Below are 13340 nucleotides of genomic sequence, written 5' to 3'. Positions count from 1 at the left end.
CCATATACAGCGCCCCGTGAGAAAAATTAGGGACGTGCAGAATGCCGTACACCAGCGTCAGCCCCAGGGCCACCAGCCCGTAGATGCTGCCCAGCGTCAGGCCATTGAGCACTTGTTGAAAGAACAGTTCCAAGGCAAAGCCTCCTGTTTTGGGAGAAACCCGCTAGCGGCCATTTGCCGCCCTTCCCTGATCACCGATCACGGGAAGCGGTTTCTCGTTTTTGCGTTGTTATTCAGCTCCGCGGAGTAGCGCATCCGCTTATCTTTTATGTTGGAGCTGACTCGGCCCACCCACCATTAGGCAGGCCGCAAGGGAGCCCCTGAATCCAGACGCTCCCGGGTGCAGTCATCTACGATGCCTGCTGTTCCTCATGGCCGGCCCACTCCTGCTCCTGCAGGGCTCGCCACATCACCTTGCCGGTGGGCGAACGGGGCAGTTCATCGCGGAACTCCACCACATGCGGCACCTTGTAGGCCGCCATTTCCTCTTTGCACCAATCAATGATGGCCTGCTCGGTGAGCGTGCCTTTCATGTCATCGCGCAGAACCACGCACGCCTTCACGCTTTCACCTCGGCGTTCGTGGGGGGTGGAAATCACGCAGCTTTCCTGAATCGCCGGGTGGCGATACATCAGGCTTTCCACTTCTGCCGGCCACACCTTGAAGCCAGACGCATTGATCATGCGTTTGACCCGGTCGACGATGAAGAAGTAGCCCTCTTCGTCGATGTAGCCCAGATCACCGGTGCGGAAGAAGCGCTTGCCATCCAGCTCCAGAAAAACCTTTTGTGTCTCCTGGGGGCGTTTCCAGTAACCCTGAAATACCTGCGGGCCATGGGTAATGATTTCCCCCACTTCGCCCTGCGCCAGCTCTTTGCCGGTTTCCACATCAATAATGCGCGAATCGATATCAAACACCGGAATACCCAGACACTGGGACTTGGGACGGTCGGTGGGATTAATGTGGGTGCCGGCAATGGTTTCGGACAGGCCGTAACCTTCCATGTAACGCAGGCCGGTCAGCTTGAAGAGTTTGTCGGACACCGCCGCCGGCATGGCCGCCCCGCCGCCACCGATATTTTCCAGGGAGGACAGGTCGTATTTCTCCACGTCCGGATCGGACAACAGATCGATAGCCATGGTGACAATGTTCACCCAGCGGCTCACCTTGTAGCGCTCGATCAGCTTGGCCGCCACCCGGCGGTCCCAACGGGTCATCAACACAATCAGCGAACCGCCATAGATGGGCGAATTCATGGAGCCCTGCATGCCGGTCACATGAAAATACGGCAGCGTGGCCAGGGTGACAGACTCGGTGGTGCCATGGCTCCAGACGGCCCCCTGCACACAGGTGGCCATCACCGACGCATGGGTATGCATACAACCTTTAGGCGCACCGGTTGTGCCCGAGCTGTACGGAAACACGGCAAGATCATCCGGCCCCACCAGCAATTCACTGGGCTGTTTGGCGGCCGCGATAACGTCCTTCCAGGCCAGGTGTGCCGGGTCCGCCAGGGCAGCAGCAGGCGCCTCCACTTCCGGTGGCAGGGGCAAGTCCGTGTCACGGACGATGTAATCGCTGTAAGCCGCCACAATCAGGTGGCGCAGATTCACCTTGCCCACCACAGGCGCAATCGCCGCCAGCAACTCCTGACCGCAAATCGCCACAGACGCTTCGGTATCTTCCAGGTAGTGCTCCAACTCCGCCGCCCGGTTCATGGGGTTCACCGGCACCACAATGGCGTTGGCACGAAGGATTGCGTAGTAGCTGATAATGAACTGGGGGGCGTTCTGCATGAACAGCAGCACCCGGTCGCCCTTTTCCACCCCCAGTGATTGCAGGTAGCCCGCCAGGGCATCCGCCTGCTGCTTCAACTGGGCAAACGTGAGGGGGCTGTCGTAATAGTTGATCGCGTCCCGTTGCGGGTAACGCAATGCAGACACCTCCAGATTGGTATAGAGGCTGGTCTGCGGCAGGCTCAGATGCTTGGGCATATTCTCTGGCCAGACCGCATGATGCCGATCAGACATGTCTTACTCTCCCGAACTGCAGCCCTCGCAGAGCTGCTTTTATTGTTGATACCCGGAAACCGCCGGATAAAACCGATAAGACCGGGCTAGCGCAGCCTGCTCATCGGTGAATACAAAGTGTTGACTCGCCGGTCAATCTGACACGCCCCAAAGGGGGCGTCAATACTATTTTGGAACTACGTTTTGTTTTTTGAAAACAAATATCGCAGGGAGGGAAAATCAGGAAAGGCAAGCCGGGGACCAAGAACATACCACTGAGTATGCCGCATGCACACACCGGCCATCAGAAATTCGGACAGGTATTTTATTGCAGGAAACGGGCGCCAGCCCGCTAGGCTTGGGCCGTCAGCAAAGAGGGAGAGTGCTGCAGGCTATACAAAAAGGTATCCACATAATCCGGTGCCGCATCCGCCAGCTCAAACACCGACGGGTCCAGCAACCAGTGCATGATCAGCCCGGTCAGCAGGCTGTGCAGTAATGTCACCGCGCGACCAACGTCTAACCCGGCAGGCAGCTGCCCCTTGTTAATGGCATTCCTGAAGGTGGTTTCCAGCCCTCCGGAGGCCGCTTTACAGGCATCCTGCTGCCGCTGCATCAAATCCAGGTTCTCTCCACTGAATTCGCACTTCTGGAACATGATCTCGAAAACTCGCCGCTGGGAGGGGTCCCGTGCGACTTGCTGTAACAAATAGACCATAAACTCGCGCAGGCGACCCAACGGATCCGCCTCATCGCCCGCCTCCGCCCGCTGAGCCAGGGCCTCAAAGGGCAAGCGCCGACGATCCGCCATGGCAATGAAGACATCGTGTTTATTTTTGAAATGCCAGTAAATCGCCCCTCGTGTCACGCCTGCCTCACTGGCAATATCATTCAATGAAGCGGACAACACACCCTTGCGGTGGAATACCTGCTCAGCCGCATCCAGAATCCGGGTACGGGTTTCCATCGCTTCGGCCTTGGTGCGCCTGACCATAGGAGGCTCCCAAATGGAATTAAGGATTTTTTGTGCAAGTTGGCCCACAGGCCTATACATACATCGTCGAATGTATATACTGAACCTGATTCAATTTTCATGCAAGCGTCACTGGTCCGTCTGCACGGGACCGGTCTGTGGCGTGCTTTAGCGTGTTTCCAAGCACTGAGGTGATTATGCGCAGCGGTTTCATTCTCCCCCTGATGGCAGGCGCGCTCGTCCTGCAGCTTAGCGGCTGCGGCGATGCAGGCCAGCCCGGTCAACAACAACAGCAGGCCCCCAAAGCCGGTTTCGTCACGGTAAAAGCCGAAACCATCACCCTGAATCGGGAGTTACCCGGGCGTACCACTGCGCACCAGATTGCCGAAGTGCGGCCCCAGGTCAGCGGCGTCATTGAGAAGCGCTTGTTTGAGGAAGGCCAGGAAGTGGAAGCCGGCCAACCGCTGTACAAGATCGACTCGCGCACCTATCAGGCCGCCGTGGCCACAGCCAAGGCCGAGCTGGCACGCTCCCAGGCAACGTTGAAGTCCAACGACCTGCGCGCCAAACGCTTCAAGAAACTGCTGGATTACAAAGCGGTGAGCCAGCAGGAATACGACGAAGCACAGGCCCAGCTGGATGAGAACAAGGCCGCTGTGGCAGCCGCCCGCGCCAACCTGCAAAGTGCCCAGATCAACCTGGACTACGCCACCATCGAAGCGCCTATCAGTGGCCGCATTGGTCGCTCCAGCGTCACCGCAGGTGCCCTGGTCACGGCCAACCAGGCCAACACGCTGGCCACCATTCGTCAGCTGGATCCGATCTACGTGGACCTGACCCAGTCCAGCAATGAGCTGCGCCAGCTGCGTCAGGCCATGCAAGCCGGTGAGCTGCAGCAAGTCAGCGAAGATGAAGCCCGCATCACCCTGATCCTGGAAGACGGTTCTCATTACAAGGAAGCCGGTGCTCTGCAATTTTCCGAATTTGCCGTGGATGAAAGCACCGGTTCCGTGACATTGCGCGCCCTGTTCCCGAACCCGGAAAGCGAGCTGCTGCCCGGCATGTTTGTGCGCGGTCGCCTGCCGGAAGGCCAGCGCGAGGACGCCATCCTGGTGCCCCAGAAAGGCATCACCCGCGACCCCACAGGCCAGGCCTATGCCATGCTGATCGACAGCAATGACCAGGCCAAAAAGGTGAAGGTCAGCACCGAACGGGCAGTAAAAAATCAGTGGTTGATCGCTGACGGCCTGAAAGACGGTGACCGCCTGATTATCGACGGCCTGCAACGCATTCAACCCGGCGCCCCGGTCACTCCGGTGGACACCGAGAATGACGACAACCAAGGCGAAGCCGCTCAGCAAGCACAGCCCCAGTCCCCCGCCGGGAACACCGGCGAGGCACAAAGCGCAGCGCAATAACGCGCAACGACGAGAAACGGGATTCCCATGGCCAGATTTTTTATTGACCGTCCGATTTTCGCCTGGGTTATCGCCATCATCATGATGATGGCCGGTGCCCTGGCCATTTACACCCTGCCCATTGAGCAGTACCCCACCGTTGCGCCACCACAGGTGTCCATTGCCGGTAACTACCCCGGCGCCTCGGCAAAAACCGTGGAAGACTCGGTCACCCAGGTGATCGAGCAGCAAATGAACGGGATCGACAACCTGCTGTACATGAGTTCCAGCAGTGACTCCTTCGGTAACGCCGCGGTGAACCTGACCTTCGCCCCCGGCACCGACCCGGATATTGCCCAGGTACAGGTGCAGAACAAGCTGCAACTGGCAACCCCGCTGTTACCCCAGGAAGTACAGCAGCAGGGGATGCAGGTCACCAAATCCTCCGATTCCTTCCTCATGGTGGTGGGTTTCACCTCCGAGGATGGCAGCCTGTCACGGGCCGATCTGGCCGACTACGTGGCCTCCAACGTTCAGGATCCGGTCAGCCGGGTGCCCGGTGTGGGCCAGATCCAGCTGTTCGGCTCTCCCTACGCCATGCGCATCTGGCTGGACCCGAACAAGCTGAACAAGTTTGATCTCACCCCCCAGGACATCACCCAGACCATCCAGGTGCAGAACAACCAGGTGGCCAGTGGCCAACTGGGCGGCGCCCCTGCGGTGGAAGGCCAGCAACTGAACGCCACCATCATTGCCCAGACTCGTCTGGAGGACGTGGATCAGTTCAAGAACATCCTGCTGAAAGTGAACCCCGACGGCTCTCAAGTCTTCCTGAAAGACGTGGCTCGAGTGGAACTGGCAGCACAAAACTACGACGTGCAGGGCCGCTACAACGGCCAGCCGGCCGCCGGCCTTGCCATCAACCTGGCCACCGGCGCCAATGCCCTGGACACCGCCGAGGCCCTGCGTGCCCGCCTGGACGAACTGCAACCCTACTTCCCCGACAAGATGGAAATGGTGTTCCCCTACGACACCACTCCCTTCGTGAGCATCTCCATTGAGGAAGTAGTGCACACCCTGTTCGAGGCCATCATCCTGGTCTTCCTGGTGATGTACCTGTTCCTGCAGAACTTCCGCGCCACCCTGATTCCCACCCTGGCGGTGCCGGTGGTATTGCTGGGCACCTTCGCTGTGTTAGCTGCCTTCGGCTTCTCCATCAACACCCTGACCATGTTCGGCATGGTGCTGGCCATTGGCCTGCTGGTAGATGACGCCATCGTGGTGGTGGAAAACGTGGAACGGGTGATGCACGAGGAAGGCCTCCCGCCCAAGGAGGCCACCCGCAAATCCATGGGCCAGATCACCGGCGCCCTGGTGGGTATTGCCCTGGTGCTCTCCGCCGTATTCGTTCCCATGGCCTTCTTCCCCGGGTCCACCGGCGCCATCTATCGCCAGTTTTCCATCACCATCGTGTCCGCCATGGTGTTGTCCGTACTGGTCGCCTTGATCCTCACCCCGGCGCTGTGTGCCACCATGCTCAAGGCCAAGGACAGCGAGCACCAGACCAATCACGGTTTCTTTGGCTGGTTCAACCGCACCTTCGACAAGAGCAGCCGCCGCTACCAGGGCAGCGTGGAGAAGATCCTCGGGCGCCGTGGCCGCTACCTGTTCATCTATGTGGTCATCGTCGGCGTGCTTGGTTTCAGCTTCATGCGGCTGCCGTCCAGCTTCCTGCCGGAAGAAGACCAGGGCATTCTGTTCACTCTGGTGACCCTGCCGGCCGGCTCCACCCAGGAGCAGACCGTCGATGTTCTCAAGAAGATGGAAAACTACTATCTCAATGAAGAGTCTTCCGCCGTGGATGGCCTGTTCACCGTGGCCGGCTTCAGTTTCACCGGCCAGGGCCAGAACGCCGGCATGGCGTTCGTGAACCTGAAAGACTGGTCAGAACGGGACCTGTCCGTGGACGGTGCCAACAATGTGGTTGGCCGCGCCATGGGCTACTTCTCGACTATCCGTGAAGCCATGATGTTCGCCCTGAATCCGCCCTCGATTCCCGAACTGGGCAATGCCAGCGGCTTCGACTTCCAGCTGTTGGACCAGTCCGGCCAGGGCCATGAGGCTTTGATTCAGGCCCGTAACCAGATGCTCGGCATGGCCGCCCAGGATCCACGCCTGGCCGGGGTACGCCCCAACGGCCTGGAAGACAGCCCGCAATACCAGATCGACATTGACCAGCAGAAAGCCAAGGCGCTGGGCCTGTCCATCAGTGATATCAACAACACCCTGCAGATTGCCTGGGGCTCCAGCTACGTGAACAACTTCGTGGACCGGGGCCGGGTGAAACGGGTGTATGTACAAGCCGATGCGCCCTACCGGATGCTGCCGGAAAACATCAACGACTGGTTCGTGCGTAATAATCAGGGCGAAATGGTGCCGTTCTCCACGTTCGCCACCGGCCACTGGACCTATGGCTCGCCCAAGCTGGAACGTTACAACGGCGTCTCCTCGGTGAACATCCAGGGCAACGCGGCACCCGGCTACAGTACCGGTGACGCCATGGATGCCATGGAAGAACTGTCTGCCAAGCTGCCCGCCGGCTTCGGTTTCGAATGGACCGGCATGTCTTATCAGGAGCGCCAGTCCGGTGACCAGGCCCCGGCCTTGTACATCATCTCCCTGCTGGTGGTGTTCCTCTGCCTGGCCGCCCTGTACGAAAGCTGGTCGATCCCCTTCGCGGTAATGCTGGTAGTGCCACTGGGTATCCTGGGTGCAGTACTGGCTGCCACCTTCCGTGACCTTAACAACGACGTCTTCTTCCAGGTGGGGCTGTTGACCACCATCGGGCTCTCGGCGAAAAACGCCATTCTGATTGCGGAATTTGCGCTGGAGCTGGAACAGAAAGGCGAGCACTTGCTCAAGGCCACACTGGAAGCCGTGCGCATGCGGCTACGCCCGATCTTGATGACCTCACTGGCCTTCATGCTCGGCGTGACCCCGCTGATGATCAGTACCGGCGCCGGTGCCGGTGCCCGTAACGCCATTGGCACCGGGGTATTCGGTGGCATGCTCACCGCCACCGTCCTCGCCATCTTCTTCATCCCGCTGTTCTATGTGGCGGTGCGCAAATTGTCCGGCGTGCCCCTGGACGGCAAGAAGAAAGCCAAAGAGTAAGTCCAAGCGGAGAACCCTCATGACCCGTAACCCACTGACGCTCGCCCTTCTGGGCGGGCTGATGCTGGGTGGCTGCACCCTGGCCCCCAGCTACGAACAACCGGCATCACCGGTCCCGGCCCAGCTGGGCGAAACCACCACTGACGGCGCCGCCGCATTGACACTGCCGGGCTGGTCCACGCTGTACCAAAGCGCCGAGCTACAACAACTCATCCAGAGCGCACTGGATAACAACCGGGATTTGCGCCTGGCCGTTCTGGATGTGGCCGCCCTGCGCGCCCAGTACCAGATCCAGCGCGCCGACCTGTACCCGAACCTGTCCGTGGATGGCAGTGGCACTCGCCAGCGCCTGCCCGGCGACCTGTCGTCCACCGGCAGCTCCACCCTTTCTGATCAATACGGTGTTCAGGTTGGCGTCACCGCCTGGGAACTGGACTTGTTCGGACGCGTACGCAGCCTCAAAGATGCCTCTCTGGAGACTTACCTGGCCAGCGAAGAAGCCCGGCGCAGCACCCAGCTGGCACTGGTGGCCCAGGTGGCGCAAAGCTACCTGACCCTGGTCAGCGACCGTCAGAATCTGGCCATCAGCCGTGAAACGGTCGCCGCGCAAGAGAATTCGCTGGCACTGATCCAGCGGCGCTTCGAAAGCGGGCTGGGCACAGAACTGGATGTACGACAGGCACAGATTGCCCTGCAAGGCGCCCGCGCCAACCAGGCCAGCTTTGAGCGCCAGGTCAGCCAGGATCACAACGCCCTGGCCGTATTGGTTGGCGGCCCCCTGCCCGCACTGGAGTCGGTGAACCTGAACAGCGACACGCTCTCCCTGGTGGCGCCGGTCCCGGAAGGGCTATCGTCCAGCCTCCTGACCCAGCGACCGGACGTGCAGCAGGCCGAGCATCAGCTACGTGCCGCCAACGCCAGCATCGGTGCCGCGCGAGCCGCCTTCTTCCCGAGTATTCAGCTCACCGGCGCCTATGGCAGCATGAGCAGCGAACTGTCTGGCCTGTTCGACAGCGGCTCCAAAGCCTGGTCGTTCAGCCCCAGTATTTCCCTGCCAATTTTCTCCGGTGGCCGCAACAAGGCCAATCTGGACCTGGCTGAAGTGCGCCAGGATCAGGCCGTGGCCACCTATGAAAAAGCCATTCAGACCGCCTTCCAGGAAGTGGCCAACGCCCTGCAGGCCCGCGATACCCTGGCCCGCCAGCAGCAGGCCCAACAGGCACTGGTCACCGCCACCGAGCAGTCCCTGACGCTCTCGCAGCAACGCTACGAGCAAGGCGCAGATGACTACCTTGCGGTGCTGGACGCCCAGCGCACCCTGCTCTCCGCCCGCCAGCAACTGGTGACGCTGAAGCTGCAGCAGCTGACCAATGAAACAGAACTGTATCGCGCACTGGGCGGCGGCTGGGAGGCACAACAGCCCACCCACGTGGCCAGCCGTTAGCGTGTTTTGAAAAATACAGACAAAGGTCGGGTTACGCCGCTACGCGGCTAATCCGACCTACGAAACAAAAGGGATAACACGGAAGGAAAACTACTCGCTGCGCAAACGGAAGGTTGCTTCGCCGAGGGCCAACAGCGTGTCCTTTTCATCGAACACTTCCATGGTGCTGTTGTAGATCCGGGTGCCACCGGCACGGCGGGTACCCACCGCGCGAACCAGACCTTTACTGGCCTGCCCGGTGAAGGTGGTGGTCATGGATAGGGTAACCGCCTTGCGAATGTGCATGGGGTCCGGGCTCCAGGTGCCGGCACAGGCCCCGGCCACATCCATCAGGGTCGCCAACACTCCACCATGAATGACACCGCCCAGATTCAAATGCCGGGTTTCGATCTGCAACCCCAGCACTGCCCTGCCCTCTTCCCATTCCAGGAAATGAAACCCCACCAGGGAGGGAAAACCCATATCAAAACGGGTATTGGCATCAGCCAGGGAAAACCCTTTGGAGGGCGGAACTGCACTCATACTCTCGCACTCATTGTTTGTTTTACCTGTGGCCCGGTACCACTGGTCCAGCGGTTCAGGCGCGGCCCTGTACCATCTGCGCGACCTGCCCGACCACGTCTTTCAGCCGTGGGCCCAGATTCTCCAGCAGCGTTCTGCGGCTTAACCGCAACGATGAGCCCCCGCAGTTGAACGGCACCACCTGGGCGCCACCGTCCAGAATCAACGGCACCGCTACACCACTCACATCGCGGTTCCATTCTCCGTCAGAGGTACAGAAGCCGTATTGTTCATATTCGTCATAGGCACTCTGCAGGCTGCGCTCCAGCGCCGGCCAGGCCGCCGGGTCCTGCTGGCGAATCTGCTCGTAGTACATTTCCCGCTCCACTTCCGGCGTGGCCGCCAGGAACGCCCGGCCCAATGCCGAGGTGGCCATGGGCACCCGCGAACCGATATCCAGCCGCAGCACCAGAGGGCCATTGCCCTGACAAACCTGGATATACGTAACCTGAGCGCCATCCGGCGCGCCAATGGCAACCATGCAATCGGTGGAATCCGCCAGCTCCTGCATGTAAGGCCGCGCCAGATCCCGCACCCCTTCGCTGGCCAGATAGCGGTAGCCCAAGTCCAGCACGCCCGGCCCCAGCCGGTATTTTTCCAGCTGGGGCACATAACGCAGGTAGCCCAGCTGTGTCAGTGTCGCGGTCATTCGCGATACGGTGGGGCGAGGAATGCTGGTCCGCTTGGCCAGCTCCGCATTGCCCAGGTATTCATCCGAAGGCCCAAAGCAACGAAGAATATCCAGCCCCCTGGCCAGGGCCGTGACGAAATTACGGTCTTTATCATTGGCGCCGAGATCGGCAACAGCTCTACGCATTCTTCTCGTTCCTGTATCAGGCTTCGGGTTGGCTGAAACCGGTTGTTCCGGCTAACCGGACATCGATTCCATTTATAGTTATGTATTAGGCTCGCAAATATAACAAAAAGCGTTTCGCCTGCCCAAGACACCGCTTGCCCGCGGCTCAAACCGGCCATGGCCCGACGTCCCTCTCTCAAGCACAATGGGGGCGCGGGCACGGCAGGAACATTCACCATGTCACGCTTCAGCCATGGCGGTCAATATTTTAAAATTACGTTTCATTATTGTAATGTTGACCCACCACACACAATGGAAGACCGATAAAAGGACGATTCCATGGATACGCTGCAGCAGTTCTACATCAACGGCAGCTGGGTTTCTCCCGCGCCGGGAGCCACCACCCACGCCGTTATCAACCCCGCCAATGAAGAACAGATTGCCACCTTACCGCTGGCACAGGCTGCCGACATTGATGCGGCAATCGACGCCGCCCACCAGGCCTTCCCCACCTGGTCCGCTCTGTCACTGGAAGAGCGACTGGGCTATATGGAAAAAATGCTCGAAGCCTATCAGGCCCACCTGCCGGAAATGGCTGAGGCCATCAGCCAGGAGATGGGGGCCCCCATCTCCCTGGCCAGCAAGGTGCAGGCCCCCATGGGCCTTGCCCATTTGAAAACCGCGCTGGGCATCGCCCGGGAGTTCCCGTTTGAAGAAACCGCGGGCCAATCACTGATCCGCCGGGAAGCTGCCGGTGTCTGCGCCCTGATCACGCCCTGGAACTGGCCCATGAACCAGGTCATGTGCAAAGTCGCCCCCGCCATGGCCGCCGGTTGCACCATGGTGCTCAAGCCCAGTGAATTTGCCCCTCTGTCCGCCAACCTGCTGACCCGGATTATCGACGAAGCCGGCGTACCCGCCGGGGTCTTCAATATGGTGTATGGCGATGGCGCAGCCGTAGGGCCCTTGCTGTCCAGCGACCCACGCATTGATGTGGTGTCTCTCACCGGCTCCACCCGCGCCGGGGAATCGGTGAGCCGGGAAGCGGCCAGCACCATTAAGCGCGTGTCGCTGGAACTGGGAGGCAAGTCCGCCAATATCCTGCTGCCAGGCTGCGATCTGGAGCAGGCTGTTACCCACGGGGTGCGCTCCATGATGACCAACACCGGACAGAGCTGTAATGCTCCGTCACGGATGCTGGTGCCGGCGGATCAACTGGCCGAGGCCGAACAGATCGCTACCCAGGTTTGCGACAGCGTGGTGGTCGGAGACCCCACTGATAACGCTACTGTCATGGGCCCCATCGCCAATGGCCGCCAATACCAGCGCGTGCAGGCCATGATTGAGAAAGGCCAGCAAGAAGGCGCCAAACTGGTTGCCGGCGGAACCGGCAAACCCGACGGAATCACCAAAGGTTACTTCGCTCGCCCCACGGTATTCAGTGAAGTGAACAATCAGATGACCATCGCACGGGAAGAAATTTTCGGTCCGGTGCTGGTGATGATTCCCTACGACACCGTGGACAATGCCGTCGCCATTGCCAACGACTCCGAGTATGGCTTGTCCGGCTATGTGTTCGGGGATGATGCTCAGGCCCGCCAGGTGGCCGCACGCCTGCGTACCGGCAACGTCCATATCAATGGCGCCGGCCCGGATGTACAGGCCGCTTTTGGTGGCTACAAGCAGTCCGGGATTGGCCGGGAATGGGGCCGATTCGGCTTTGAAGAATTTCTGGAAACCAAATCCCTGTTCCTGCCCGGCTAACGACCTCACCCTTGGCGGGGCGACACAAAATGCCTTGTTTTGTGTACTGACAATAGCGCCCCGCCCGGGGCGCTAAATTGCCATTTACCTGATCTGCTGTAACCCCGACTATCGTTACATCACTCAATGTCACAGTGTGACATTCAGCGGCGCCCCTGCCGTCAGAGATCAGGAGGACACCATGACAACAACAGCATCCACCACCATTGAGTCCGGCCAGGCAAAGGCCCAGAAAGTCCCGTTGGGCGCCACCGTCAATATTCCGCCCCGTCGTCTCGACTTCCAGTTCGATGACAAGACCACGGCGCGTTACTTCTATGACAACGACCCTTTCCTGAGCGCATTCTGGTTGAGCCTGTCGGCCCTGTTCCCGGAAGGCGAAGCCTTTTTCGTGGACTCCGTGCGTCATTACCGTAAAGAAATTACCGACGGCACACTGAAAGCCCAGGTGGCTGGCTTTATTGGCCAGGAAGCCATGCACAGCAAAGAACATGAAGCCTGGAACGAAATGGGCGTGAAATTCGGCTACCCCACCGACAAGCTGGACAAGTCACTGGGTAAATTGCTGGGCCTAGTGCAAAAACGCACCCCGAAAATCTTCCAGCTGGCCGCCACTGTATGCCTGGAACACTACACCGCCATCATCGCCGAACAGTTGCTGCGCGAGGATGAGCATCAGGAAAAAATCCTTGATGAAGCCACCGCAAAACTGTGGCTGTGGCACGCACTGGAAGAAAACGAACACAAGACCGTCGCCTATGATGTCTATGAAAAGGTCAGCGGCAGCTACGCCATTCGTGCAGGCACCATGATCCCCACCACCGTCATTTTCTTTGCCGTTCTGGCAGCATTCCAGGCGCGCATGCTGGCTTCCGACGGCCGCCTGTTCAGTCTGAAAAACAACTGGCAAGGCATGAAATTCCTGTTTGGCCGCAAGGGGTTGTTCACCAAACTGGCGCCCCAGTATCTGGATTTCTTCAAGCGGGATTTCCACCCATCCCAGCACGACACCGATGCCCTGCTGGACCAATGGCGCGAGAAACTTTTCGGCACCGATGGCATGCTCACCGAGCAACATGCCCAGGCCAGCCAGCGAAAGGGCAAAAAAACTCACTGAGTTTCTTTCCCTTCCATAAAAAAGGCTGCTTCTCGCAGCCTTTTTTATGGGCGTCCGTTACGGATAACAATAGCGAAACTGCGACTTACGGGGAACATGACTACT

9 protein-coding genes and 1 pseudogene are annotated in these 13340 nt (G+C 59.6%); 5 read left to right on the top strand and 5 right to left on the bottom strand.

Annotated elements, in window-relative coordinates:
• The 3 genes and pseudogenes from A3730_RS32550 to A3730_RS06700 form a co-directional block, all read right to left on the bottom strand.
• Positions 1 to 133, bottom strand: a pseudogene (locus A3730_RS32550) (branched-chain amino acid ABC transporter permease); the annotation flags it as partial.
• 217 nt (positions 134 to 350) lie between these two features.
• Positions 351 to 2030, bottom strand: a complete 1680-nt coding sequence (locus A3730_RS06705; protein ID WP_063519780.1) for a long-chain fatty acid--CoA ligase — start codon at positions 2028 to 2030, stop codon at positions 351 to 353.
• Between the two features lie 331 nt (positions 2031 to 2361).
• A complete protein-coding gene (locus tag A3730_RS06700; RefSeq protein WP_063519781.1) occupies positions 2362 to 3003 on the bottom strand; it encodes a TetR family transcriptional regulator in 642 nt (213 codons plus the stop codon).
• A 176-nt stretch (positions 3004 to 3179) separates the two neighbouring features.
• Here A3730_RS06700 and A3730_RS06695 point away from each other — a divergent pair, with 176 nt between their 5' ends.
• The 3 genes from A3730_RS06695 to A3730_RS06685 are packed head-to-tail and all read left to right on the top strand — an operon-like array spanning position 3180 to position 8997.
• Entirely contained in the window at positions 3180 to 4400 is a 1221-nt protein-coding gene (locus A3730_RS06695) for an efflux RND transporter periplasmic adaptor subunit (RefSeq protein WP_063519782.1), read from the top strand.
• 27 nt (positions 4401 to 4427) lie between these two features.
• Positions 4428 to 7553: an efflux RND transporter permease subunit gene (locus A3730_RS06690; protein WP_063537756.1), complete on the top strand. Its 3126-nt coding sequence runs from the start codon at positions 4428 to 4430 to the stop codon at positions 7551 to 7553.
• 19 nt (positions 7554 to 7572) lie between these two features.
• Positions 7573 to 8997, top strand: a complete 1425-nt coding sequence (locus tag A3730_RS06685) for an efflux transporter outer membrane subunit (protein ID WP_063519147.1) — start codon at positions 7573 to 7575, stop codon at positions 8995 to 8997.
• 90 nt (positions 8998 to 9087) lie between these two features.
• Here the strand turns inward: A3730_RS06685 and A3730_RS06680 are convergent, their stop codons facing one another.
• Positions 9088 to 9519, bottom strand: coding sequence for a PaaI family thioesterase (locus tag A3730_RS06680; RefSeq protein ID WP_197468361.1), 432 nt, complete (start codon positions 9517 to 9519; stop codon positions 9088 to 9090).
• A gap of 55 nt (positions 9520 to 9574) precedes the next feature.
• Positions 9575 to 10375 (bottom strand): IclR family transcriptional regulator, encoded by an 801-nt coding sequence (locus A3730_RS06675; RefSeq protein ID WP_007148720.1) that lies wholly within the window; start codon positions 10373 to 10375, stop codon positions 9575 to 9577.
• A gap of 318 nt (positions 10376 to 10693) precedes the next feature.
• Between A3730_RS06675 and A3730_RS06670 the strand changes: the two genes are divergently transcribed.
• Together A3730_RS06670 and A3730_RS06665 are read left to right on the top strand one after the other, a co-directional pair.
• Positions 10694 to 12118 (top strand): aldehyde dehydrogenase family protein, encoded by a 1425-nt coding sequence (locus tag A3730_RS06670; RefSeq protein ID WP_063519148.1) that lies wholly within the window; start codon positions 10694 to 10696, stop codon positions 12116 to 12118.
• Positions 12119 to 12299: 181 nt separating this feature from the next.
• The gene (locus A3730_RS06665; RefSeq protein WP_063537754.1) at positions 12300 to 13235 is read left to right on the top strand and encodes a metal-dependent hydrolase; all 936 of its coding nucleotides are present in this window, start codon (positions 12300 to 12302) and stop codon (positions 13233 to 13235) included.
• Positions 13236 to 13340: the final 105 nt, after the last annotated feature.

The sequence above is a fragment of the Alcanivorax sp. HI0044 genome (assembly GCF_001634945.1).
The sequence above is the reverse complement of the archived record's forward strand: the minus strand, read 5'-3'. Positions and strand labels throughout refer to the sequence as shown.